A 24,699-nucleotide genomic window follows, 5' to 3' on the forward strand; every position below is an offset into this window, starting at 1 on the left:
TCGCCACGGAAGCCCATGGTGTGAATCGCCTGCAGATCCTCCCAGGTGGCCACTTTACTGGTCGCGTGGCGCTCCAAGGCCAGCGCCAGGTCTTCCGGGAGGATGCCAACGCCGTCATCTTCCACGCTGAGCAGATCCATCCCGCCGCCTTCCAGATGGATGGTAATCCGCGTCGCTCCGGCATCCAGACTGTTTTCCAGAAGTTCTTTCAGGATGGAGGCAGGGCGTTCCACCACCTCGCCAGCCGCAATCTGGTTGGCGAGGGTACTATCCAGACGATGAACGCGGGGCGCCAGCTCATTCTCCATGGCAGATTTTCCGGGTGGACGCGGGTGTTAAGAAAGAGGTCCAGTCCTGAACACGGGGCTGATGCCCCGGCCATTCCAGACGGTGACTGCCGTTGTCCAGAATACGGAGGGTGAGTGACAAATCGGCAAGGGGCAGGAAACCCGCGCCCCGCTCCGGCCACTCCACCAGCCACAGGGCCGGTTCTGTCAGATAATCGCGGATACCGATAAATTCCAGCTCTTCCGGCTCTTGCAGACGATACAAATCAAGATGCAGAGCGGGTCCGATGCGGGTCGGATACTGTTCCATCAGGGTATAGGTCGGGCTTTTAATGTTCTGGGTAACGCCCAGCGCCTTTAAGATAGCCTGGGCCAAGGTGGTTTTACCGACCCCCAGGTCACCCTCAAGATAAATAACCGCAGGGATATGAATGCGCTGGGCAAACTGTCGTCCCCAGTCCCGGCAGGCTTCAGCATCTGCGAAATCCCAGTGCATCAGATACCCGGTTCAGGGCTTCAGCAGATGCTGGAGAATGTCCGAACGGCTGATGATACCCAAGAGCTGGCCCTGGCTGTCGACCACCGGCACCGCATGCACGTCTTTCCGCAAGAGTTTTTCGGCGACCGCGTCCGTATCCTCATCGGGGGCTGCGGTAATGACGTGGGAGCTGGCCAACTGACTGGCGGTCACCGCCGTGACTTTGCGCAGTTCTTCCTCGTATTCATGCATACCGCCCAGAGGAATCAGACCATCAAGAATAGTGAGCATGGTCGGCAGATGCACCTTGCGGTGGGCGTCAATCAGATCCCGTTCACCGATCATCCCGACCAGATGACCATCACCATTTACCACCGGCAGGCTATGATGCCCGGAACTGAGGAGCACATCCCCCACTTTATCGACCGGATCGTCGGCCAGCACGGTGATAACCTCCCGGGTCATGATATCTTGGGCCGTTTTCATCAGGATCGTCCTTCCGCCATGGCGTCATATAATACGTTGAGGATAGTGTCTATTTCCGCTGCTGTCACCGACAGCGGCGGGACTATGGTGAGGAGATCGCCGAGAGGGCGGCTGTAAACGCCCATCTCCCGAGCCCGCCGGCACACCGCGTATTCGACGCGATCTCCGTAGGGATAGGGCGCATTCGTCCTGGGGTCGCGCAAAGCGATGGCGGCCATCAAACCGAACTGGCGGACCTCCCCGACCCACGACTGGCCGTGAAAACGCTGCAGCCCAGCCCGTAACTGGGCGATTTTACCGGGCAAAGCAGCCAGCACACCGCCTTCCGCAAAGAGGGCCAGGTTCTCCAGCGCAACTGCACAGGCCAGAGGATTGGCGGTATAGGTATGCCCGTAGTAAAACTGCCGGGCCTCCCCGAAAGGCGCAAGGAAGGCGGCATAAACGTGTTCTGCGGTGAGGGTCGCGGCCACCGGCAAGTAACCACCGCTCAGCCCCTTACCCAAGGCCAGCAGATCTGGCTCCACAGACTCCCACTCACAGGAAAAAAGCTTGCCGCTGCGGCCAAAGCCGGTCGCCACTTCGTCAATGATGAGCAAAACCTCATAAGCCCGACACAGGCGTTGCGCTCCTGCCAGAATGCCAGGAGGAAAAGGCAATATACCCGCAGCACCCTGCACTCCACCTTCCAGAATCAGTGCCGCGATCTCTCCGCCCTGTTTCTGGAGGGTCGTTTCGAGCGCCGCAAGCCATGCGGACGTGGCCCGTCCGGAGTCTCCGGTACAGTGCTCCCATTGCAATACATAGGGGCTGGGCAGGCGCAGCGTTGGGAACAGGAGATTGCCATAGACCTCATGGAATAATGGGAACCCACCTACCGAAACTGCCCCGATGGTATCCCCATGATAGGCATTATCCAGGGTCAGAAAGAGATGCTTTTCGGGACGACCCAGATTAGACCAGTATTGCGCCGCCATTTTGATCGCGACCTCAACCGCTTCGGACCCGTCCTCGGAAAAAAAGCAATGCTGCAAAGAGGTCGGAGTGATGTCGACGAGCGCCTTGGCAAGACGAATAGCGGGAGGATTGCTCGCTCCGAGTACGGTACTGTGCGCGACCTTGCCCACCTGTGCGAGCAAAGCCGCGTCTAAGCGCGGGTGACGATGACCGTGGATATTGCACCACAGGCTGGCAATGGCGTCCAGACAGCGATGGCCTTCCGTGTCGTACACGTAATTGCCTTCGGCACGCTCAATGATCCACGGATCATCGTCCCCATAACACTGCATCTGGGTGAAGGGATGCCAGAAATAACGGCGATCCCACTCCCGCAACACTTCAGTTTCCGTCATGATTTTGCGTCAACTCCTGTAATGCGTGGGGCACTGCCGCCAGGATATCCCCGGCCAGCAGGCTGGCCTCGCCCATCTGCGCGGCAGCGAGGTCGCCCGCGCGGGCGTGCAGGCACACGCCGAGGGACAAGGCCTTGTCTGCTTCCAAATCTTGGGCGAGCAGACCCGCGAGGATACCGGTGAGGACATCCCCGCTGCCGCCCGTTGCCATACCGGGATTGCCCAGTGGGCAAAGCCAATGACCGCCACTACCCAGTAACAGACTATGGTGGCCCTTGAGCACCCAATGCCCGCCATAGCGGGTCTGCAATCGGCAGATGGCCGCGGCACGATCGGCCTGGACGGCGGCGGCCGTCACCCCTAACAGGCGCGCCGCCTCCCCCGGATGGGGGGTAAACAGACGAACTGCATCGGCGGCCAACAGTTCCGGACCAAAACGCGCCAGAATGTTCAGGGCATCGGCGTCCCAGACCTGGGGACAGGACAGCGCACCGATCTCCAGCAAAAGATCATGGGCGGCCAGACCCTGACCCAAGCCCGGGCCAACGGCCAGGACAGCTTGATCCGGCAAATCCCCGAAACTCGCAGGCCAGTCCCGCCAGGTAGCTTCAGGCAGATGTGCCGCCAGATAAGGGATGGCCGAGGGATGCCCGACGGCCGTCACCAGTCCGGCACCCACCCGGTAGGCGGCGGCACAGGCCAGCGCCAGTGCCCCGCCCATGCCCGGCCCTCCGCCCACCGCGAAAACGTGCCCGAAGCTCCCTTTGTGCGCCTGCGGGCTGCGTGCCGGCAAGGCCGGGACTGTCCGCCAGTTCAGGGCAACAAAGGCTTCATTCATGGTCACGCCCTCTCAATATCCTCTTCAGGATACGCGCTGACATGGTGCAAGCTCAAATCCGCCCCCGCATATTCCGCCTCGGGATCCAGACGAATCCCGATGAAGTACTTGATGCTGCCGTAGACGATGGCACTGCCCGCCAGGGCGATCAGCACGCCCAGCGAGGTGCCCAGCAACTGGGACCAGAAACTGACTCCACCGGCGCCACCGAGGAACTGATGTCCGAAAATACCGACGGCCAATCCACCCCACACACCGCAAACACCATGGAGCGGCCATACGCCAAGCACGTCATCCAGACGCAGGCGATGCTGCACAAAGGTGAAGAGGTAGACAAAAATAATGCCGGCAATAGCGCCAATGGCCAAAGCCCCAATGGGTTGCACCACATCGGAACCGGCGCAAATCGCGACCAGACCCGCGAGAGCGCCATTGTGTACGAAGCCCGGATCGCCCTTCCCTACCGCCAGTGCCGCCAGCATGCCGCCCACCAGCGCCATAAGCGAATTGAGCGCCACCAGACCCTGCACAGCCGCAAGTTGCTGCGCACTCATCACGTTAAAGCCAAACCAGCCGATAATCAGAATCCAGGAACCCAGCGCCAGAAAGGGAATGTTGGACGGCGGCATGGCATGCACTGCACCATCTTTCCCGTAACGCCCCTTGCGTGAACCCAGCAGCCAGACCGCCATCAGCGCCATCCATCCACCCATGGCGTGCACCACCACCGAGCCCGCGAAATCGTGAAAAGGCGCGCCGAAAGTGCTGGCAAACCAGGCCTGAATGCCATAATGGTTATTCCAGACGATGCCTTCATAAAAGGGATAAACCAGCCCCACCAGAAAGGCCGTTGCCAGCAATTGAGGATAAAACCGCGCCCGCTCGGCGATACCACCGGAAATAATAGCCGGTACCGCGGCGGCGAAGGTGAGCAGGAAAAAAAAGCGCACCATCTCAAAACCGTGATTACCCGTAGTCAGGGTCTTCACATCACCGAAAAAGCTGATGCCATAGGCGATGTGATAACCCACAAAAAAATAAACGATGGTGGATATACCAAAATCACTGAGAATTTTGACCAGTGCATTCACCTGGCTGCGACGGCGTACCGTACCCAGTTCCAGAAAGGCGAATCCGCCGTGCATGGCAAACACCAGAATGGCGCCCATCAGCAAAAAAAACACATTCCCGCCTGGAGGCGTGACTCCTGTGGCTGTCATGATCGCTGCTTCCTCTCAAAATTTAATTGCTTTTATCTTTACAAATAATGGGTAAGTGCTCAGTCATCAAGCAAGCGGCGACCATGCAACGCACGCCCGAGGGTGCTACGATCAACATATTCCAACTCGCCACCCACCGGTACGCCGCGTGCAATACGGCTGATTGTGATACCGCCAGGAACCAGCCCCGCGAGAAACTGTGCCGTGGCCTCCCCTTCCAGGGTGGGATTGGTCGCAAAAATAACTTCCCGCAAGTCTGCTTCACCCAAACGCGCGCTGAAGCGATCAATATGCAGGGCTTCGGGGCCGATGCCGTCCAAGGGCGACAAATGCCCCATCAACACAAAGAACTCGCCGACGAAGGCACCCGTATCTTCGATAGCGCGCAGATCAGCAGGCGATTCCACGACACACAAAATGGAACGGTCCCGGTGTTCAGAACGACAGACGGCACACAATGGCGCTTCGCTCAGATTATTGCAGCGCTTACAAAAACGGACCACGGCATGGGCCTGCTGCAAGGCCGCGGCCAGTTGCGGCATGAGATCGCGCTTACGCACCAGCAACTCATAGCTGATCCGTTGCGCCGAACGCGGGCCAATACCCGGCAGGCGACGGAGCAGCGCCACCAAGGCATCCATACTCGGAACGTCCGCCATAAGTGCCTAGAAAGGCAGGCTCATGCCCGGAATATTCATGCCACCCGTCACTTCCGACATCCGCTCCGCGCTGACCTTCTCGGCATTGCGCACGGCATCGTTCATGGCAGCAGCCAAGAGATCCTCGAGCATTTCCTGATCGCCATCGGCAAGCAGAGAGGGATCAATGCGAACCCGCCGTACGTCATGTCGGCAGGTCATAGTGACTTCCACCAGACTACCGCCCGCATGGCCCTGCACCTCTACCTGTGCAAGCTCCTCCTGCGTCTTTTGCAAACGCTCCTGGAGCTGCTGCGCCTGCTTCATGATATTTCCCAGTCCACCCTTCATCTTCCATTACCTCCCTGTTTACCCTTCACTGTGAGCTGACGGCACCGCCCTTTGCGGCGGGTGCCATAATTTCAATGGATTCCACACGGGCATCCAAAACTTCCAGGAATGCGCCTATGCGCGGATCCGCGGCGACGCGTGCCTCGGCCTCGGCCTGCCGGGATGCCGCGCGCGCTTTCTCTTCCTGCACCAGGCTCCCCACTCCGACTTCTCTGGTAAGGGGTACAATGCTCAGCCGCGGCTCCCGGCCAAAATACGCAGTAAGCGCGTGATGTAACGCCCTGCGGGCCTCGGCCTTGACGAGGAATGGCAAATAATTGGGCTCCACGGCCAATTCCACAGCTTCTGAATCACAGCGCAAGGCCTGTCCATAGCGCAGGTACTCGGCAAGCATGGGAGAAACCGCCAGCGACTCCACCACACAACGCCAGTCCGTCGAGGGCGCCGTCTCAGCCACCCTATCCGGCTTTGCTATCGGCGGTGCTTCCCGAACTGCATCCCGTGAATGGTAGGAAAGCGATAGTGCCGACAGAGGCGACGCCGGTGCAGTCACCTCCGCTGCCGGCGCCGATGATTCAATAAAATGCGGAGTGCCAGGACCTGGGAGCACAGCAGGCGGCAAGTCTGGCGATACTGCTCCGGAAAAACTCAACACCCGCAGAACAGCCATTTCCAGTGCCATGCGACTTTCTGGATAAAGCGCAAAGTCACGGCGTGCCGAGAGGAGCAAAAAATACCAGGACTGCAAGGTAAGCGGGCTGATTCGCCCACGCAGGCGCGCGATCACATTTGCATCATCGCGCTCCGAATCAACTGGAAGAAATTGCGCCAAGCTGAGACGATGCACGCCCTCTATGACTAAATCGAGCAGTCCGGCACCATCCATACCCCGCGCCAGATGATCATCCAGTATGGCGAATACCTGCGTAGCATCCCGGTCCACCAACGCTTCGACCAGACCCAGCACTGCATCGTCACTGCTGCGCCCAAGCATCGCGAGCACGCTGTCACGCTGGACCGCACCCCCACCATGAACAATGGCCTGATCCAGCAAACTCAGGGCGTCGCGCAGGCTCCCGTCCGCAGCGCGGGACAATACCTGTAATGCGGCATCCTCGGCAGGTAGCTGCTCGGCCGCCATGATCTGCTGCAATCGTCCCTGAATTTGCGGAATATCCAGCCTCCGCAAATTAAACTGCAGACAGCGGGAGAGTACGGTTACCGGCAGTTTCTGCGGATCCGTGGTCGCCAACAGAAACTTGACATGCTCCGGCGGTTCTTCAAGGGTTTTCAGCAGTGCGTTGAAGCTGTGCGTGGATAACATGTGTACCTCGTCGATAAGGTACACTTTGTATCGACCCACCGTAGGCGCGTACTGCACGTTGTCCAGCAGGTCACGGGTTTCATCCACCCGGGTGCGGCTCGCCGCATCCACCTCCAGCAGATCAACAAAATTTCCCGCGGCAATACCGCGACAGGCACTGCACTCTCCGCAAGGATTACTGCTAACACCATGCTCACAATTCAGGCACTTGGCCAGTAACCGCGCCAGAGTCGTTTTGCCGACGCCCCGCGTCCCGGTGAACAGGAAAGCATGATGAATGCGACCGGAATCCAGGGCATGGCGCAAGGCAGCGACCACAGCCCCCTGCCCTACAAAATCGTCAAAGTGTTGTGGCCGCCAGCGGCGGGCAAGTGCGAGGTAGGCGCTCATGCGGGCCTGAAATATAGGGTGGCGACGCCAATCAGCCGCACCCCGGCACCTGGATCACCGGTTGCCGCTGCTCCCTTCCGGGCCTGACGGAGTTCACCAGCTACCACTGCGAGGGGACCGATCTTTGTCGCCATAGAAAAACCTGAGACTGTCCGCTGATGGACGGTGATTGGCGGAGAGGGTGGGATTCGAACCCACGGTACCCTTTTGGAGTACACAGCATTTCCAGTGCTGCACCTTCGGCCGCTCGGTCACCTCTCCTGAGGGGACGAAGTGTAACCCAGACGCCAGCGATAGAGCAATGACCCTATATGGAAACAGCGCAAAACGGCGTATATCAAAAACTCAGCACCTCGCCATCGTTCCTGGGCAGGCCCGACAGGGCGTTTTGAATACGAATCAGGACACCAGAGCGATCATTTACGAATTGAACACCAATGGCTGGCGGTCGACCGTCACGATTATCCGGTGGTGTCACCCACACCACCTTCCCCATAACAGGCGCACGCGGCTGGCTGTCGGGAAGGCTGATCATAAGTAGCACTTCCGTGCCTATGGGCAGGAGATTCGGTGTCTCCACCAATACCCCCCCTCCCCTAATGTTTGGCATGTAGTAACGCTGCACCGCATTAGCATCCCGCAGCACTACGGACAGCGCTTTGGCCGCACCTCCTGTCTCAGCTTGTAATCCCATGCGCCTTCTCCCTGGACCAAATGCTTACCCAGCTCAACAGTAACGTTTCCAGCATCATGCCCACATTGCGATTCTGCACGAGAGACTCAGGCAGTCGGATCCAATCCTCCAGCGTCTCCCAGAGGGAGATCGCCTGAGCCGACTGCGCCATGGCCTCTAGCAACTGCAAATAGTCTAAATGCACGATGTTGTCCAGGCGATGATTACGGAGACGAAGCAAATCCGCCAACAAGCTCAACATCAACTCGCGCAGCAGCAGCAAGTCAGTGTCTTTAGCCCAGTGATCGGCCAAACGCAAAGCAGCAACAGGACCCTGCTGAGGGAGGTTCAATAACGCGTCGATCCAGGTTTGGCGTAGCGTCACCCAACCGGATTCCCAGAGCTGCCAGGCACGCAACGGCCGATTCTCAAACTGTCGGCTTAACCAAAGCGCCTCCGCAGGAGGTATGCCGAGTCCTTCCAGCCAGACCATACACTGTCCTGGTCGCATCACTGGAAAAGGCAATCTTTGCAAACGTGACCGGATGGTAGCCAGAAGCTGCGACGGGCGTTCACTGAGCAAAAGAATGTGCGCACGCGCGGCAGGCTCCTCCAGGGTTTTGAGAAGGGCATTAGCGGCTGCCGCAGTCATCGCTTCGGCCGGTTCAACACGTAGCCAGCGACGCGCGCTGACCTGAGGGGTGAAAGTGAGGAACTCGTTGGCATGGCGCACCAACTCAATCGCAATACGCTTTCCCGTTTCTGCTGTAATAACGAGCAGATCCGGATGACTACCCTCTGCCAACAAACGGCAGGAACGACAGCTCCCACAGGGCAGCCCCTGCGTTGATGGCGCGAAACACAAGGCCACCTGCTGCAAATCATCGCAGTACTGCCCGACCAGCGTCCCCGATTCGCCGACAGCGAGCATCGCCTGGGGCAACCCGGCTTGCAGCAAGCTTTGTATCGGCTGCCATTCGGCGGGCGGCGGGCGGTGCGCACTCATGAACAATGGGCCGTCAGGCGCAGCGCAAGCTGTACCCGCAAAATGTCATGCACCACCGGCAGAGTTTGGGTCGCATCCACGCGCAAGATTCTTTCTGGTTCAGCCGCGCAGCGTTCTGCAAAAACCGCTCTCACCCGCCTAAAGAAGGCTTGATCTTCTTGCTCCAGACGATCCAGTCGACGTGCGCGAATGCGTGCCGCGCCCAATTCCGGCGGCACATCAAACCACAAGGTCAGGTCTGGACGACGCGCAATTCCCGCCCAACGTGCCAATTCTGCAATATGTTCGGGGGGGACACCCCGCCCGCCGCTCTGATAGGCATAGGTGGAATCCTCATAGCGGTCACTGATGACCACTTTCCCGGCAGCCAGCGCAGGGGCAATACGGGTCTGCCAATGATCCCGACGCCCGGCGTAGAGCAGAAGCAGTTCCTCGTCCGCATCCAGGTGCAGGCGGTCATCCAGAAAAATCGCACGCAAAGCCTCACCGAGAGGCCCTCCGCCAGGTTCTCGGGTGAGTTCCACCGCGTAACCCTGCTGACGACAATATTCCGCCAGCACCGGCACCGCTGAACTCTTTCCTGCACCCTCAATACCCTCTAAGGTGAGGAAAAATCCATTCTTCAGTGACGCCGCCTTCGCGTTCACAAACCTGCTCCTCCGGTATGCTGGAGATAACGCTGTATCTGCTCAAGATGTTGCGTGTAACCCTCTGAATAATGGTATTCATCGCCTTGAGCGATAAAATAGAGGTCGGCACTGTCCGCAGGATGCAGTACGGCCATCAGACTACTGAGTCCCGGCATCGCAATGGGGGTAGGCGGCAATCCGGTGTGCAAGTAGGTGTTATAGGGGCTCTCCACATGCATCTCCTGAGGCGTCAACAGCCCAGTATAGCGCTCGCCCAAAGCGTAAATCACGGTAGGATCAGACTGCAAAGGCATCCCCTGCCGCAAGCGATTGAGAAACACGGCGGCAATATGCGCTTGCTCTGCGGGCGGCGCGCCCTCCTTTTGTACGATGGAAGCCAGAATCAGGGCCTGGTAGGGATTACCCAGCGGCAATCCAGGAGCACGTCCGGCCCACAAGGACTGTAATTCCCGCTGCATGCGCACATAGGCACGCCGCAACACACTCAGCGCGGTGGTACCCGGAACGTAACGGTAACTATCGGGAAAAAGCCAGCCCTCCGCACTTCCCTGCGCGCCGACACCCTGCTGTGCGAGTCGACGTGCCGCTGTCTCACCCTGTGGCAAGTTCTGCAGACCCAGATAAGGAGCCTTATCGTGTATTTCCCGATAAATATGCTGCAAACGCCAGCCGGGCACAATCAGCAGATTAAGTGGCGTGGATTGCCCGGCAATTAACCGGTGGAGTACCTGCGCCTGGTTAATACGTCCCTGAAACTCATACAGCCCGGCCTGTATGGGCGGATGCCCGGCCAAAGCCCAAGCCAAACGAAACAATCGCGGATGCTGCAACACCCCGGAACGCGCCAGACTAGCGATACTTTGCGCGTCACTGGCGCCCAAAGGAATGGGGACCGTCACCCCCTTCGCCGGCAAAGTTTCCGGCCAATACATGCTGATGCCGTAAAATCCAAAAGGGAATAACGCAATCAAAATAATTAACAGGACTGCACCGCGTTGGCGGGTCATGGCTGCAGCCCCAGTCCCATGCCCCTGCACCATGCGAGCAAAGCGGATGCTATCGGTCCGTCATGTCCGGGTAGCGAGCGCTCCACAAAGTGACGCACTGGCCAGATGCCAATCAGGCTATTGCTGAAAAATATTTCATCAGCCTCCTGAAGTGCCACGGCCCGATAGCGACCCAGCATAGTCGGCACGCCACGCGCGCGCAGCCATTCCAGAATAGCGCCCCGCTGAATGCCGGCGATGCCCCCATCTTCCAGTTCTGGGGTGTAGACAATACCGGCTTTTACCCAAAACAGATTGGACATGATTCCCTCGCGCAGCACCCCTGACTGGTCCAACATGACCCCCTCCGCATATTCCGAAGCCAGGGCATCGCGGGCTATGACCTGATTCAGACGATTCAGCGACTTAACGCCGAGATACGGGGCGCCGGTTAACAAAACAACCGGACAGATCGTGGCGGCGACACCAGGTTCCCAATAGCGAGGATCACGCTCCGGCCATTGGGATAACCATAGATAGCGTCGCGCGGGACCGGCACCGGAACTGCCATAACCCCAACCCGCGCCCCGACTGAGGAGCAGCTTGACGAAGAGGCGTGGGTATGCCGGGACGCCATTCAATAAATGCCGTAAATCATCGTACCAGAGGCTTGGGGGAGGCATCGGGATATTCAGAATGGTCGCGCCACGCTTGAGACGCGCCAGATGGGCATCCCAAAACAGGGGGACGCCCTTTATTACCGCGATGGTTTCAAAAAGCCCATCCCCGTAATGTAATGCGCGGTCTAAGGCAGCATCGCACTCCCCTGCCACGAAGTGATTTCCATCCACCGTGGCGGTAATCATCCCCACCGAGCGAATCAGTCGCTAAAGCGGCGGAAGACCAGAGAACTGTTGGTACCGCCAAATCCGAAGGAATTGCTTAACGCAACTTCTACAACGGCTTCCCGCGCTTCAAGAGACACATAATCCAGGTCACATCCCTCATCGGCCTGATCCAGATTGATGGTGGGTGGCAGAATGCCATGATAGAGCGCCAACGCCGTAAAAATTGCTTCGATCCCCCCTGCGGCACCCAGAAGATGGCCCGTCATGGACTTGGTGGAGCTCATGGCCAACCGCCGTGCATGATCGCCGAAGACCACATGCACGGCGTCGGTTTCTGAACGGTCTCCAAGCGGGGTCGACGTCCCATGCGCGTTGATGTACCCCACCATTTCCGGAGCCACTGCAGCGTTACGCAACGCAGCTTGCATACAGCGGGCGGCACCCTCCCCTGCAGGCGCCGGTTGTGTCATATGGTAGGCATCAGAACTCATGCCATAACCGGACAACTCCGCATAGATACGCGCGCCACGACGCCGCGCAAATTCATATTCCTCCAGCACGAGAACACCCGCACCTTCGCCCAGCACGAAACCATCCCGGTCTTTATCCCAGGGACGACTGGCCTTCTCAGGATCATCATTACGCGTTGAAAGCGCCCGCGCCGCGCAGAATCCACCCAGTCCCAAGGGACTGATAGCCGCCTCGGCACCACCGGCAATCATGACATCGGCGTCACCATACTCAATGAGTCGCGCCGCATCACCGATGGAGTGCGTACCTGTAGAACAGGCCGTCGCCATGGCAATGCTCGGTCCTTTAGCGCCATACATGATGGAAACATGGCCAGACACCATATTGACGATACAACGCGGAATAAAAAAAGGTGAGATACGGCGCGGGCCGCTCTCGGTAACAATCTGATGCTCGGATTCAATACCGGGCAAGCCACCAATGCCACTGCCGATAGAAACTCCCACCCGATCCGCAATGTCTGCACTGATCTGCAATCCGGAATCCGCAATCGCTTCCATCGCCGCAACAAGGCCATAATGGATGAATAAATCCATCTTGCGGGCTTCCTTGGCCGGGATGTACTGACCAATATCAAAGCCACGCACCTCTCCCGCAATCTGGGAGCTATAGGGGGCAGGGTCAATGCGGGTTACCCGGCCAATACCACTACGTCCCTGGATTATGGAATCCCACGCCGCCGGAAGACCCACACCGACGGGTGACACAATTCCCAGCCCGGTAATCACTACACGTCTCTTCAAACGCCTGTTCTCCTCATCACCTTGTTGGGGAATACTCAGGCATCCTTGGCTGGCATATGCGCAGACACATAGTCAATGGCCTGTTGCACAGTCGCAATCTTCTCCGCTTCTTCGTCGGGGATTTCGCAATCAAATTCTTCTTCCAACGCCATCACCAGTTCCACGGTATCCAGCGAGTCAGCACCCAGATCATCGACAAAAGAGGCTTCATTGGTCACTTCATCTTCGTTGACACCCAACTGCTCTACTACGACCTTCTTTACACGTTCTGCCACATTATCCATTAGGAGAAGCTCCTCTGTTGGTAAAAAATTATTGTCGGCGAGATTGGACCACAGGGCGTACAGTCCTGTAAAGCCACGAATGCATTACCCCATCCACATGCCGCCATTGACATGCAGAACCTGTCCAGTTACATAACCCGCATCCGGACTCGCTAAATAAGCAACTGCAGCAGCCACATCGGCCACCACACCCAACCTTCCCGCAGGAATCTGCTGCAGGAGCGTGCCGCGCTGCGCTTCATTAAGCCCTTCGGTCATATCCGTGCTGATAAAGCCAGGAGCCACACAATTGACGGTTACCTGCCGCGCCGCCACCTCCCTCGCCATAGCCCGGGTAAAACCAGCCACCCCCGCCTTGGCGGCCGCATAATTGGTCTGTCCAGCATTACCCATCGCACCGACCACCGACGTGATGCTGATAATACGTCCAAAACGGGCTTTAAGCATATCGCGCACGCATAGCTTGCTCAAACGATATACCGCACGCAAATTGGTTGCCATAACGACATCCCAGTCATCATCTTTCATCCGCAACAGCAATTGATCACGGGTGATCCCCGCATTGTTCACCAGAATAGTCGGCGCACCATGGGATACCTGTATCTGCGCGAGCACAGCGGACATGGCCACGTCATCGGTCACATCCAGTGCCACCCCGGCGCCACGAATACCATGTGCCGCCAGATCTGCACTAATTCGTTCCGCACCGGCAGGTGTGGTTGCCGTGGCGACGACCGATGCACCCCGCCTGCCCAGTACGCGGGCGATCTCCTGTCCGATGCCGCGACTGCCGCCGGTGATCAGGGCTAACTGACCCTCCAAAGATCCCGTCATCAGATCACCTCCAGAGTAGCTTTGAGGCTTTTGCCATCTTCAATATGAAGCATGGTCAGACCAGGCTCAATACGCTTCCCCAACCCCGACAGCACACGACCAGGACCCATTTCCACAAAGGTCATAGCCCCCTGTCGGGCGAGATGACGCATCGTATCGGTCCAGCGTACCGGCGAGTACAACTGCTTAGCAAGGGCGGCACGAATGGAATCAGGGGTGTTATGGCTTTGCACATCGGCATTATGTACCACCATCGCCTTAGGGCTGCGGAACTGCACAGATTCCAGGGTAGTCTGAAAATGTTCGGCAGCCGGTATCATCAAGCTGCAATGACTGGGCACACTGACCGGGAGCACTACAACGCGCTTCGCGCCTGCTGCACGAGCCGACTCTACCAAGCGCCCAATGGCGGCCTGATTACCTGCGGCCACCACCTGTCCGGGCGCGTTAAAATTGGCCGCTGCGAGCACTTCACCACGTGCTTCCTGAGCACAAAGTTGTTTTACTTCATCATCGCCGAGACCAATGATGGCCGCCATGGCACCCACACCTTCCGGCACCGCCAACTGCATCAGACGGCCACGTTCAGCGACCAGACGTACTGCATCCGGGAAATCCACCGCATCCGCAACCACCAAAGCCGTATATTCACCCAGCGAGTGACCGGCGACAAAGTCGGGGAAGACACCGCCCTCCTCTTCCCAGACCCGGTAAACAGCGTATCCGGCAGCCAGCATCACCGGTTGCGTCCAGCGCGTCTGATGGAGTTTTTCGACAGGTCCATCCTGAGTAAGCGCCCACAGGTCCTCGCCCAACTGGGCAGAAGCTTCTGCGAAAATCTCCTTGACCAACGGATGACTGGTGGCCAAGTCAGCCAGCATGTTCAAAGACTGCGAACCCTGACCGGGGAAAACAAAGGCGATAGAGCCGTGCAAACGAACCTCCTCTCAGTACAAATTGGTGTGCAGGGCGTTCAGCCCCAACGCAGGAGCGCTGATCCCCAGGTGAAGCCACCCCCAAACGCCTCCAGCAGGAGACGCTGCCCCGGCTGAAAACAACGATGCCGGGCTGCGTCATCCAAAGCTAAAGGTACCGAAGCTGCGGAAGTATTACCATGATGCTCTACCGTCGTCACCACCCGCTTCATAGGCAGGCCTAACTTATCGGCCGTCGCCTGAATAATACGGATGTTGGCCTGGTGTGGCACCAGCCAGTCGATGTCCTCTGGTGTCAGGGCATTTGCTGCAAGCGTTTCCTGCACAATCTCACCCAAGGTACGCACAGCCATGCGAAACACTGCATTGCCCTGCATGGTCATCCGGGTCTCGCCACCAGGCACCTGCAGTAAGTCGGCATAGGCACCATCCGCATGTAGGTGGGTGGAGATAATGCCAGGTTCGTCACTGGCACTAAGGATTGCGGCACCGGCACCATCACCAAAAAGAATACAGGTGCTGCGATCCGTCCAATCGACAATACGGGACATGCTCTCTGCGCCGACGACCAGCGCATGCCGCGCCCCGCCGCTGCGGATGAAACGATCAGCGGTCGCCAGCGCATAGATAAAACCGGTGCAAACCGCTTGAATATCAAAGGCCGGCGCACCATGGTTCCCCAAACGGGCTTGCAGCAGACAGGCGGTACTAGGGAATATCTGGTCCGGGGTCGTCGTCGCAACAATAATGAGGTCTAAATCCTCCGCCTGGAGACCAGCATCTGCCAGCGCCTGGCGCGCTGCTGCTGCCGCCATATCTACGGTTTTTTCGTCGGGAGCGGCGATATGGCGGGAGCGGATCCCCGTGCGCGCGAAAATCCAGGCATCGCTAGTCTCCACCATCCGTTCCAGTTCGTGGTTGCTGAGAACACGCTCCGGCAAATAGCCACCAGTGGCGACAATACGGCTAAACATGAGTTTCACGCGCTGCTTCGCACCGCAGGATCAAGACTTTTCTGAATTACTTCGGCAATACGCAAGGTCAGGCGATGCTTGGCTTCGGCGATAGCCACCTCCACGGCACAGGCAAAGGCAAAGCGGTCAGCGTTTCCGTGACTCTTGATGACGATGCCATTCAGTCCCAACAGGGTGGCGCCATTGTACTGGCGAGAGTCGAGGCGGCGCCGCAGACGCTGCAAGATGGGACGATTGACCAAATACGCAATACGCCCATACCAGCCGTTGGTATAGCTGGCACGCAGTTCCTGACTGATCATCCACGCCAGTCCTTCAGACGTCTTCAGCGCTACATTACCCACGAAGCCGTCACACACCACCACATCAGCGATGCCCCGATAAAGATCGGAACCTTCCACATTGCCAATAAAATTCAGCTTGGCAGCACGCAGGAGTAGCGCGGCCTCTTTGACCTGCTCATTGCCCTTGATGTCTTCAGAGCCAATATTGAGCAGGCCGACCCGCGGCTTGGCGAGACCCATGACACGCTCGGCAAGTATCGAACCCATTACCGCGAACTGCAGGAGATGTTCCGGATGACAATCGACATTGGCACCCAAATCCAGCGCGAGGAAACGCCCTGCCGTCGTCGGCAGAAACGCCGCAATAGCCGGTCGGTCTATGCCGGGAATGGTGCGAAGAAACACTTTGCCGAGCGCCATCAGCGCACCCGTGTTGCCCGCACTGACCACCGCATCAGCATGCCCTTCCCGCAACAGGCCGATGGCGACATGCATGGACGAGTCCCGTTTGCCGCGTAAGGCCTGTGACGGTGCCTCATCCATCGCCACTACCTGACTGGCGTGATGTACAACGATCTGCATTGAACCTTGCAAGCGTGATCGTGCAAGCTCCGCCTGGAGGGTATTCGCATCGCCGACCATGTGAAAAATCACATCGGGGTAATCCTTGAGCAGATCACGGATGGCGAGCACCACCGTCGACGGCCCGGCATCACCACTCATGGCATCTACCGCAATATGCGGCATCGCAAAGCCCTCAGGATGCTCTGGTGCGATAGCGCGGTCAGGCTTCGACCGCCTTCTTCACGATCTCGCGGCCTTTATAGAAACCACATTCCGGGCACACATGATGAGGCAACTTTGCCGCCCCACAATTGGCGCATACGGAACGATTTATGGTCACTAGAAAATCGTGGGCACGTCGCATGTTACGACGAGAATGGGAAGTTTTACTTTGTGGAACGGCCATGACTCAATTTCTCCCGATTTGTATCAAAATGTACTGCACTTCATTTAACAACGGTTAACGGATCAAGCCCGGAAACCGGGCAAATGCCTGACTTCCACTCCGCACAGCGTGGAATCATCGGCAAGGCCAGTAGTACTTCATCTTCCAGCCAGGCTTGCTGAGCAACCACGCCATTTTCAGCAATAACCGCCTCTAAAGTAGAATCCAGAGCGAGCACTGCCGACTCCTGTTCTGCCAATCCGCTATGCACGGTTACAGAAAGCCGTAATGGCATAGCACCCATACAGCGTTCGCAGCGAACCTCACCAAGTACCTCTATATGTCCATCAGCGGCAATTACCTGCCCCCTGCGGATCAGATCAAGGTCCACACTCACTGTCACTGTCTGCACACTGATCAGTGCCTCAGCCAAGCGCAACCATCCACAAGGATCAATAATGCCCTCCAGCCTGTCACCATGGACAGACACCCGGGCGATCAGCAAGCTGGATGCTTTGGCGGAGAACATAAGCGCGGCATAGTAGCGATCACGGCGCTGCAAGTAAAGAGTTTGCCAGCGACTTTTCCTCTCCATTCGGCATACTAATGCGCCGAGTGAAATATCCCTAATGATTATCACGGACAATCGCCGCCGCTGCTATCTCCGCGCCGAACAAGACAATCACCCAGGCCATATATAGCCAGAGGAGAAAAACAGGAAAGGCACCCAAAGCACCATATATGGTTTCGAAGGCTGAAAATCGCAGATAACCCGCCAGCACAATCTTGGCGGCTTCGAACAGGATGGCGGCGGATACGCCGCCAACAAAGACATCCCGCCAGCGCGTAACCGCCGAGGGCAGTATTTTGTAGAGCACTGCCATCACCACTGTGACCACCAGCAGGGTAAACGCATAACTCAGGAAGGGGGGCAAGACCGGGATATATGCCAGGTAGGCCAGCAGCGGTTGCAGGGGACCAAGCAGCGGCAGGAGGATGAGCACAAAGCTGAACGGGCCGAACACCAGCATAGCCACGTAGCGTAAAACGCGACACCACAGGCAAGTCGGAGTGACACCCCAGATGGCGTTGAAATGTCGCTCTACTTCATGAAGCAGAAAAATCGCGGTGATGCTCAACCCTAATATGCCAAACAAACCCAATTGGGCACCGCGCGCTGCGAGGTTGTTTACCTGACGCAGAATCGCACCCCCCGTCTGCGGGACAAAGCTGCGTAAAATCAAATGATCAATCTGGGCACGATGGACCACGCTGAACCCCACCAGATTCCATAGACTGAAGACCAATACCACCACCGGTATTAAACCAAAGAGGGTGGTATAAGCGAGCAAGCCCGCACGGTCGATACATTCGTCAAGCCAAAAACCATGCCATGCACAGTATATTCGGTGGGCCATCCGCTGCCAACGATTGGCATTTTCCTTGAGAACGGGTGTTAGTGCCTTGTCCTTCTCGCGAAAGCATTGGCGCGGCGGTGTTTTTTCCGTCATCACAAGCTCTCCGCAGCCAGACAAAGGCGTATGAAAGGGATGGTTACTTCTCGTTGCTGCTCCCAGCTCTTGGTATCCAGAACGCTCAGCATGCGATCCAGCGCACCAAGATCGCGCGGATAATGCCGTAACAGATAATGAGTGGCGTCCATACCAATCTGCAGGCCTCGGCGCTGCGCCATTTCCTGTAAAATAACACTCCTCTCCGCATCACTGGGAAAACGCAGGGCGTATTGCAAACCCGCACTCACCCGGCTTGCCCAGTCCGGGAGCACCCATTCAGTAAGCTGAGGTGGTTGTCGACCAGCAAGAAGTATCGGGTGCCCGCAACCCATACGTTCATTATAGATATCAAAGAAAAAAGTTTCCTTATCGTGCTGACCTGCCCAGGTTTCGACATTATCCAGACACAACAGAGGAGCCTCTGCCAGACTGGAGAACATTTCCGGATCCGTTATCATATTGAACGGATTTGTGATATCGCTGCAGTCTAGATAAGGTATCCATCCAGCAACTGCGGATGCTGCCCCCAGCAGTAAATGACTTTTACCCACTCCACCCGGCCCATAAAGGTAAAGACAATGGCTCTGCCGTTCCGCTACCAAGTTCAACACCGCTCGCAGCGCCTCGGCATTCGGATGGGGATAAAAGTCTTCCAGGCTTGTTTGTGACTTCACCCCCAAGGGGAGAACAAGTTGTTGCATCTCACTCATGATTCGCTGGAGGCTCCCTCCTGAGCAATTGCCTTGCGGCTCCAGACCCAGACATACTGCCCCCCGGACACAACGGCCATCAGGAACACTAACGCAAAGATTGGCAGCAGCGGGACATGCCAATGGCATGCCGCCAATAACAGCACCAGCACTATGACGACAAGCTGCAACGCAGTATTCCATTTCGACAGCAGCGTTGGGCAGACACTAAATCTTCCAATCAATAGCAGGTAGAGCAGGCTGCCACCGACGATCAGCAGGTCCCGGGAGATAATGGCAACAGTCACCCACAAAGGAATACGCTGCAACCAGGTCAGCGTGATGACCGTCGTCACTACGAGTAACTTATCAGCCAGCGGATCGAGGACAGCCCCCAAGCGGGTCTGGAGACAAAAATGACGAGCTATCCAACCATCCAGTGCGTCAGTAATCGCCGCCGCCAAAAAAATGATCAGAGCCACGACGAAAAGCCCCTTCGCCAGCGCGTAGAAAATCACTGGTACCAGAAAGATTCGCAACAAGGTCAATAGATTCGGCAAGTTCATCGCAGTGAAGCTAGGCAAGGGTGCCGCAACTGTCAAGTAGAATTACGGGCAGCACCGGCTCAGACGACCGGGAGGTCGTTTGCAGATCGCCCAACCACTGACTACAATCCGAAGAGCGTTGGTTCAGTTCCAAACTTGAAATCAGGAGAATAGCGAATGTCCGAATATAGCGTGCGCGAAGAATTAAAGCCCAGCGGCCTGGATGGCATCTCGGATGCCCAAATCAATGATCACTGGGGACTTTATGTTGGTTATATCAATCAAAGCAATGCGTTGCACAAAGAGCTTGCGGAAATGCGTGCCGCTGGCAAAACCGGGTCACTCACCTATGCAGATCGTCGCCGGCGCTTTGGCTTCGAATATAACGGCATGGTTTTGCATGAGTACTACTTTGCCCAGTTGAAGCCCGGCAGCAGCATCGATCAGGCACCCGGCTTCAAAACAGCGGTCACTGAGCAGTTTGGCAGTACTGAGGCATGGCATGAAGATCTTATGTCTGCCGCTAAAAGCCGGAGCGTAGGTTGGGCTATCGCCTACTACGACGGCACCACCGGTCAGATTAACAACCACTTTGTCCAGCTTCATGAAGACGGTAATGTGGGCGGTTTTGTGCCGCTGGTTATCGTTGATGTCTTCGAGCATGCCTACATGGTGGACTGGAAGGCCCTCGGTCGCGCCGATTACCTGGCTGCCATTCACAAGAACATGAACTGGGGTGTGGTAGAAGCACGCTTCCAGGCGGCCAAAAGTGGCCAGATTTTCAAGCGGTTCTGATCCGTTGTAGGGACTAATGTATAACAGAGCGGTTCGCCGCTCTTTTTTATTGGACGCGGTTCACCCCACGACCCCGCTGGTTACCCCCTTTGACAGGCGCCATACGCCTCCATACCATGACCAAAACTCCATTGAGGAAATCACCGTGGATACCCCAAAACCTTTGACCTATCGCAACGCCGGGGTGAACATTGACGCTGGCAATGCGCTGGTGGACCGTATCAAACCCCTTGCCCAAAGTACCCACCGCCCAGGCGTGCTCGGCGGTATTGGCGGTTTCGGCGGACTGTTCGCCCTACCCGGCGGGTATCGCGAACCGGTACTGGTGTCAGGCACCGATGGGGTAGGCACCAAGCTGTTGCTCGCCCTGGAAGCCAATCAACATGACAGCATCGGCATTGATCTGGTCGCTATGTGTGTCAACGATATTCTCGTTTCTGGCGCAGAGCCCCTCTGGTTCCTCGACTACTATGCCTGCGGGCAGTTGGATAATGCCGTAGCCGAAGTGGTTATCACCGGGGTGGCCGAGGGTTGTCGGCAGGCTGGCTGTGCTTTGCTGGGAGGGGAAACTGCAGAAATGCCTGGTATGTACGCGGCTGGGCATTATGATCTTGCGGGCTTTGCGGTGGGTATCGTCGAGAAGTCCGATATCCTGACGGGGGCGGCCTGCCGGGAAGGAGATGCGGTGATTGGCATTGCCTCGTCCGGGCCGCACAGTAACGGCTACTCTCTGATTCGGGAAATTCTCGTACGCAGCGGTGCCCACGCCCATGTCCAGATCAACGGTGAGCCGCTGGTGGATCTGCTGCTGCAACCGACCCGGATTTATGTGAATGCCATTCAGGCCCTGCGCAAGGCGGTTATGGTACACGCGCTCTCTCACATTACCGGCGGTGGATTGGTAGAAAACTTGCCCCGTTCACTGCCCGCAGCGCTTGCCGCTCGCATTGATCCCCAAAGCTGGCAAATGCCGGCCATTTTCCAATGGTTACAGGAGCAGGGAGAGGTCTCCGTGGAGGAAATGCGGCGGGTTTTCAACATGGGTATCGGTATGGTCGCCGTGGTTCCCTGGGAATCCAGGAAGGCCGCCGTGCAATCTATAACAGAGCACGGTGAGCAGGCCTTCGTTGTCGGGCAGTTGGTGCCACGTCAAGACGGTGAGGGAGTACGTTTTCTTGACTAAAAGGCTGGTGATTCTGGTTTCCGGCCGGGGAAGCAACCTGCAAAGCATCCTTGCCGCTTGCCGTAGCGGGCAGATACCGGACACGCAAGTCGTTGCAGTCATCAGTAACCGCCCCGCCGCCAGAGCGCTGGAACTGGCGATGACGGCAGGCATTCCTGCCCTTGCTGTCGATCATCGGGACTACAGGACCAGGACAGACTTCGATGCCGCCCTGCAGAAGCAGATTGATGACTACGCCCCGGATGTCGTGGTGCTGGCAGGGTTCATGCGTCAACTCACTCCCGCTTTCGTCCAGCACTATGAGGGCAGAATGCTGAACGTCCACCCTTCCCTGCTTCCCGCCTTTCCCGGCTTGCATACCCATGCCCAGGCGCTGGAGCAGGGTGTGTGCTGGCATGGTGCCAGCGTCCATTTTGTTACGGCGGAGTTGGATGCCGGCCCCATTATCATCCAGGCGGCCGTGGCAGTCCTGCCAGCAGATGATGAACAGTCTCTTGCCGCGCGCGTGCTCGACGCAGAACATCGTATTTATCCGCAGGCGCTGGCATGGCTGCTGGGTGGCCGGGTGGCTCTCGCCGCCGGACGCGCCCAGTGGCGAGAGCCACCACAGATGGCCACGCGCGAGGCCATTGCCCCTTCTCTGGAGAGTTCCCCATGAGCAAAGATGTTGGCCTGGTGATCATCGGCACCGAGATACTCTCCGGCAAACGGGAAGACCGCCATTTTCTCCGCGGCCGCCAGCAACTGGCGCGACGCGGTTATAGCGTCGCCTGGTGCCTGATCGTGCCCGATACCCGGGATATTCTGCTGACCCAGTTGCGCTGGGCCATGGCGCAATCTGTGCCGTTTTTCTCCTTTGGCGGTTTAGGCGCAACCCCCGACGACTTGACCCGCGATTGCGCCGCAGCGGCTGCCGGCGTTACCTTGTCCCGACACACTGAGGCAGAGGCATTGATTCGCCAACAGTTCGGTGACGAGGCGGAACCGGTGCGGGTACGGATGGCCAATCTGCCCGCCGGGGCAAGACTGATCCCTAACCCGGTCAATAATGTGCCGGGATTTTCCATAGGTAATGGATACTTCTTCCCAGGATTTCCGCAAATGGCGGAGCCCATGAGTGACTGGGTGCTGGAGCAGCATTTTCCTCCCTTGGTGGCTGACATAGAGGCACGGGTTCTTTTACCCAGTGCGCGGGAAGGCAACCTGGTCCCTCTCATGGAAAGCTTTTGTGCTGCCCATCCAGACATACGCTTTTCCAGCCTGCCCAGCTTCACGGCGACTGGTCCGCAAATCGAGTTGGGTGTGGCGGGGCAAGAGGCGCCCGTTCAGGTCGCCATCCGCGACCTGAAGGCCCGCCTGAACCTGATGGGGCTCGAAGTTCAGGATCTGAGCCTCCCCGAATCGTAATCAGGCCAGCGACGACCTTCAGGCGAGTTTGCCCGGCAAGTAACCGCAAGCCGGGAACATTTGCTGCCACAATGAACCAGACTTTCCCACACGGAGGTGTGCAATGGCCATCCAACACGTTGACTCGTTAACCATCGGCGCTGGAGGGGGCGCTTATCCCGCCGCTTTTCGACTGGCTAAAGCGGGACGTTCTGTAGTCATGGTGGACCCTAAAGGGGTGATGAGCGGAAACTGCCTTTATGAGGGTTGCGTACCCTCTAAAGCCATTCGGGAAACTGCCGAAATCTACCAGTCCCAACAGCGCTTTGCCGGGCATGGTCTGCCAGGCACCATCAATATCGATTTCACGAAAATCACGGTACACAAAGATGCCATCCAGGCACGCCGCTATGAACAACACGCCGCCGAACTGGCCGCCGCACGAAATATTAAACTTATTCAGGGAACGGCGCGACTGCTCAGTCCCCACGAAGTGGCTGTCAGCACGCCTGGCGGCGAGCAACGGTTCCATTGTGCACAGATTATTATTGCCAGCGGCTCTGATGTATTCATTCCCCCGATTCCCGGGGCCGAACTCTGCCTTACCAGCCATGATCTGTATAAACCAGACCCCACCCTCAAAACCCTCCCGGAGCGGATGATTGTCATCGGTGGCGGTTATATCGGTCTGGAAACCGCCACCTTCTTCGCTGCCTTTGGTACCAGGGTCACCCTACTCCAGAAAGGTGAGCAACCCCTCAACGGCATGGATCCAGGTATGGTGGAACTGCTAACGCCGTTGCTGGATCCAAGCATTCGCATTCTCACGAGTGTAGACGTGACGGCAGTGACAGCAACCCATGAGGGAGGACGGCGGGTACATTATACCCGCGCGGAACTGTCCGATACTCTGGAGGGCGACGTTGTTCTGATGGCCGTGGGCAGACGCCCCATTATTCCCGCAGGTACCACAGAGATTGGCATTGCAGTGACGAGAAAAGGCATAGACGTGGGGCCGAGTTTACAAACGGTCCATCCGCATATTTATGCCTGTGGTGATGTGAATGGCCGCGTGCCGTTGTTCCACGCCGCCGTGCGTCAGTCGATGGTGGCGGCACACAATATTCTCGGCGGCAATATTCCCCTGGATTATGCGGATTTCAGTCACGTCCCTACCACCATCTTTAGCCTGCCTGCCGCCGCCTACGTAGGTCTTACCCCGACCCTGGCAGAAGCACAGGGTATAAAGCTTCTGACTGGTCGCTACGACTTCACCGAAGACTCCCGGGCGCAGATCCTGGAACGCATGGAAGGTGGAATTCAACTGTTCTTCGCCGCAAACAGCCTGCGTTTATTAGGTGGCTGGGTGGTAGGGATTGATGCTGGCCAACTTATCGGCCAGATCGGCACCGCTGCCGCCCATGGCCTTACCGCCTATGATCTGGCCCGTTTTGCGGATCAGCACCCCATGAGCGCCGAGGGCATCGGTAAGGCGGCACGCAGCCTGTTTTAAGCACCACCTTATCCGT

General features: G+C 57.6%; 30 protein-coding genes, 1 tRNA gene and 1 other RNA gene. 5 read left to right on the forward strand and 27 right to left on the reverse strand.

Features of this window, described 5'->3' with window-relative positions; translation table 11 throughout:
* From M7F93_RS03185 to M7F93_RS03315, 27 genes are all read right to left on the reverse strand, one after another.
* On the reverse strand, window positions 1–308 hold a 308-nt coding region (locus M7F93_RS03185), incomplete at its 3' end, for an ATP-binding protein (protein WP_298168974.1).
* Window positions 298–783 (reverse strand): tRNA (adenosine(37)-N6)-threonylcarbamoyltransferase complex ATPase subunit type 1 TsaE, encoded by a 486-nt coding sequence (gene tsaE, locus M7F93_RS03190; protein WP_298168977.1) that lies wholly within the window; start codon window positions 781–783, stop codon window positions 298–300. The genes M7F93_RS03185 and tsaE, both read right to left, overlap by 11 nt.
* A 12-nt stretch (window positions 784–795) precedes the next feature.
* Entirely contained in the window at window positions 796–1,251 is a 456-nt protein-coding gene (locus M7F93_RS03195) for a CBS domain-containing protein (RefSeq protein WP_298168980.1), read from the reverse strand.
* Window positions 1,251–2,600, reverse strand: coding sequence for an adenosylmethionine--8-amino-7-oxononanoate transaminase (gene bioA, locus M7F93_RS03200; protein ID WP_298168983.1), 1,350 nt, complete (start codon window positions 2,598–2,600; stop codon window positions 1,251–1,253). Before bioA ends, M7F93_RS03195 begins: the two co-directional genes overlap by 1 nt.
* Complete coding sequence (locus M7F93_RS03205; RefSeq protein ID WP_298169129.1) at window positions 2,587–3,438, reverse strand: NAD(P)H-hydrate dehydratase; 852 nt, start codon at window positions 3,436–3,438, stop codon at window positions 2,587–2,589. The genes bioA and M7F93_RS03205 overlap by 14 nt, the downstream gene beginning before the upstream one ends.
* A 2-nt stretch (window positions 3,439–3,440) precedes the next feature.
* Window positions 3,441–4,658 (reverse strand): ammonium transporter, encoded by a 1,218-nt coding sequence (locus M7F93_RS03210; RefSeq protein ID WP_298168986.1) that lies wholly within the window; start codon window positions 4,656–4,658, stop codon window positions 3,441–3,443.
* Between the two features lie 59 nt (window positions 4,659–4,717).
* Window positions 4,718–5,317, reverse strand: a complete 600-nt coding sequence (recR, locus tag M7F93_RS03215; protein WP_298168989.1) for a recombination mediator RecR — start codon at window positions 5,315–5,317, stop codon at window positions 4,718–4,720.
* Between the two features lie 6 nt (window positions 5,318–5,323).
* Window positions 5,324–5,647 (reverse strand): YbaB/EbfC family nucleoid-associated protein, encoded by a 324-nt coding sequence (locus M7F93_RS03220; protein ID WP_298168992.1) that lies wholly within the window; start codon window positions 5,645–5,647, stop codon window positions 5,324–5,326.
* Window positions 5,648–5,672: 25 nt separating this feature from the next.
* On the reverse strand, window positions 5,673–7,361 hold the full coding sequence (gene dnaX / locus M7F93_RS03225) for a DNA polymerase III subunit gamma/tau (RefSeq protein ID WP_298168995.1): 1,689 nt from the start codon (window positions 7,359–7,361) through the stop codon (window positions 5,673–5,675).
* 26 nt (window positions 7,362–7,387) lie between these two features.
* Window positions 7,388–7,484: signal recognition particle sRNA small type (gene ffs, locus M7F93_RS03230), an RNA gene on the reverse strand.
* A gap of 47 nt (window positions 7,485–7,531) precedes the next feature.
* A tRNA-Ser gene (locus M7F93_RS03235) sits at window positions 7,532–7,622 on the reverse strand.
* 76 nt (window positions 7,623–7,698) lie between these two features.
* Window positions 7,699–8,055: a PilZ domain-containing protein gene (locus tag M7F93_RS03240; RefSeq protein WP_298168998.1), complete on the reverse strand. Its 357-nt coding sequence runs from the start codon at window positions 8,053–8,055 to the stop codon at window positions 7,699–7,701.
* The gene (locus tag M7F93_RS03245) at window positions 8,039–9,040 is read right to left on the reverse strand and encodes a DNA polymerase III subunit delta' C-terminal domain-containing protein (protein ID WP_298169001.1); all 1,002 of its coding nucleotides are present in this window, start codon (window positions 9,038–9,040) and stop codon (window positions 8,039–8,041) included. Before M7F93_RS03245 ends, M7F93_RS03240 begins: the two co-directional genes overlap by 17 nt.
* Window positions 9,037–9,687, reverse strand: a complete 651-nt coding sequence (gene tmk, locus M7F93_RS03250; protein ID WP_298169004.1) for a dTMP kinase — start codon at window positions 9,685–9,687, stop codon at window positions 9,037–9,039. The genes M7F93_RS03245 and tmk overlap by 4 nt, the downstream gene beginning before the upstream one ends.
* The gene (gene mltG, locus M7F93_RS03255) at window positions 9,684–10,697 is read right to left on the reverse strand and encodes an endolytic transglycosylase MltG (protein WP_298169007.1); all 1,014 of its coding nucleotides are present in this window, start codon (window positions 10,695–10,697) and stop codon (window positions 9,684–9,686) included. Before mltG ends, tmk begins: the two co-directional genes overlap by 4 nt.
* Window positions 10,694–11,542 (reverse strand): aminodeoxychorismate lyase, encoded by an 849-nt coding sequence (gene pabC, locus M7F93_RS03260; RefSeq protein ID WP_298169010.1) that lies wholly within the window; start codon window positions 11,540–11,542, stop codon window positions 10,694–10,696. The genes mltG and pabC overlap by 4 nt, the downstream gene beginning before the upstream one ends.
* A 14-nt stretch (window positions 11,543–11,556) precedes the next feature.
* Window positions 11,557–12,798 (reverse strand): beta-ketoacyl-ACP synthase II, encoded by a 1,242-nt coding sequence (gene fabF, locus M7F93_RS03265; RefSeq protein WP_298169015.1) that lies wholly within the window; start codon window positions 12,796–12,798, stop codon window positions 11,557–11,559.
* Window positions 12,799–12,833: 35 nt separating this feature from the next.
* A complete protein-coding gene (gene acpP / locus M7F93_RS03270) occupies window positions 12,834–13,082 on the reverse strand; it encodes an acyl carrier protein (RefSeq protein ID WP_035192391.1) in 249 nt (82 codons plus the stop codon).
* Between the two features lie 84 nt (window positions 13,083–13,166).
* The gene (fabG, locus tag M7F93_RS03275; protein WP_298169028.1) at window positions 13,167–13,916 is read right to left on the reverse strand and encodes a 3-oxoacyl-ACP reductase FabG; all 750 of its coding nucleotides are present in this window, start codon (window positions 13,914–13,916) and stop codon (window positions 13,167–13,169) included.
* A complete protein-coding gene (gene fabD, locus M7F93_RS03280; RefSeq protein WP_298169031.1) occupies window positions 13,916–14,851 on the reverse strand; it encodes an ACP S-malonyltransferase in 936 nt (311 codons plus the stop codon). The genes fabG and fabD overlap by 1 nt, the downstream gene beginning before the upstream one ends.
* Window positions 14,852–14,889: 38 nt before the next feature.
* Window positions 14,890–15,825 carry a beta-ketoacyl-ACP synthase III gene (locus tag M7F93_RS03285; protein WP_298169132.1) on the reverse strand — a complete coding sequence of 312 codons (936 nt, stop codon included), beginning with the start codon at window positions 15,823–15,825 and terminating at the stop codon, window positions 14,890–14,892.
* Between the two features lie 5 nt (window positions 15,826–15,830).
* Window positions 15,831–16,856 carry a phosphate acyltransferase PlsX gene (plsX, locus tag M7F93_RS03290; RefSeq protein ID WP_298169034.1) on the reverse strand — a complete coding sequence of 342 codons (1,026 nt, stop codon included), beginning with the start codon at window positions 16,854–16,856 and terminating at the stop codon, window positions 15,831–15,833.
* Between the two features lie 37 nt (window positions 16,857–16,893).
* A complete protein-coding gene (rpmF, locus tag M7F93_RS03295) occupies window positions 16,894–17,079 on the reverse strand; it encodes a 50S ribosomal protein L32 (protein ID WP_298169037.1) in 186 nt (61 codons plus the stop codon).
* Between the two features lie 40 nt (window positions 17,080–17,119).
* On the reverse strand, window positions 17,120–17,653 hold the full coding sequence (locus M7F93_RS03300; RefSeq protein WP_298169040.1) for a YceD family protein: 534 nt from the start codon (window positions 17,651–17,653) through the stop codon (window positions 17,120–17,122).
* Window positions 17,654–17,684: 31 nt separating this feature from the next.
* Window positions 17,685–18,569: a YihY/virulence factor BrkB family protein gene (locus tag M7F93_RS03305; protein ID WP_298169043.1), complete on the reverse strand. Its 885-nt coding sequence runs from the start codon at window positions 18,567–18,569 to the stop codon at window positions 17,685–17,687.
* Window positions 18,569–19,282, reverse strand: a complete 714-nt coding sequence (gene hda / locus M7F93_RS03310) for a DnaA regulatory inactivator Hda (protein WP_298169046.1) — start codon at window positions 19,280–19,282, stop codon at window positions 18,569–18,571. Before hda ends, M7F93_RS03305 begins: the two co-directional genes overlap by 1 nt.
* Window positions 19,279–19,827, reverse strand: a complete 549-nt coding sequence (locus M7F93_RS03315; protein WP_298169048.1) for a CDP-alcohol phosphatidyltransferase family protein — start codon at window positions 19,825–19,827, stop codon at window positions 19,279–19,281. The genes hda and M7F93_RS03315 overlap by 4 nt, the downstream gene beginning before the upstream one ends.
* 156 nt (window positions 19,828–19,983) lie before the next feature.
* Here M7F93_RS03315 and M7F93_RS03320 point away from each other — a divergent pair, with 156 nt between their 5' ends.
* The 5 genes from M7F93_RS03320 to M7F93_RS03340 all read left to right on the forward strand — a co-directional run bounded on the left by M7F93_RS03320 (window position 19,984) and on the right by M7F93_RS03340 (window position 24,683).
* The gene (locus tag M7F93_RS03320; protein WP_298169051.1) at window positions 19,984–20,601 is read left to right on the forward strand and encodes a superoxide dismutase; all 618 of its coding nucleotides are present in this window, start codon (window positions 19,984–19,986) and stop codon (window positions 20,599–20,601) included.
* 145 nt (window positions 20,602–20,746) lie between these two features.
* Window positions 20,747–21,784, forward strand: coding sequence for a phosphoribosylformylglycinamidine cyclo-ligase (purM, locus tag M7F93_RS03325; RefSeq protein WP_298169054.1), 1,038 nt, complete (start codon window positions 20,747–20,749; stop codon window positions 21,782–21,784).
* Window positions 21,777–22,442, forward strand: coding sequence for a phosphoribosylglycinamide formyltransferase (gene purN, locus M7F93_RS03330; protein ID WP_298169057.1), 666 nt, complete (start codon window positions 21,777–21,779; stop codon window positions 22,440–22,442). Before purM ends, purN begins: the two co-directional genes overlap by 8 nt.
* The gene (locus tag M7F93_RS03335) at window positions 22,439–23,191 is read left to right on the forward strand and encodes a competence/damage-inducible protein A (protein ID WP_298169060.1); all 753 of its coding nucleotides are present in this window, start codon (window positions 22,439–22,441) and stop codon (window positions 23,189–23,191) included. Before purN ends, M7F93_RS03335 begins: the two co-directional genes overlap by 4 nt.
* A gap of 103 nt (window positions 23,192–23,294) precedes the next feature.
* Window positions 23,295–24,683, forward strand: coding sequence for a dihydrolipoyl dehydrogenase (locus M7F93_RS03340; protein ID WP_298169063.1), 1,389 nt, complete (start codon window positions 23,295–23,297; stop codon window positions 24,681–24,683).
* Window positions 24,684–24,699 lie beyond the last annotated feature (16 nt).

It is taken from the genome of Acidithiobacillus sp., from assembly GCF_027322205.1.
Lineage (GTDB): Bacteria > Pseudomonadota > Gammaproteobacteria > Acidithiobacillales > Acidithiobacillaceae > Acidithiobacillus.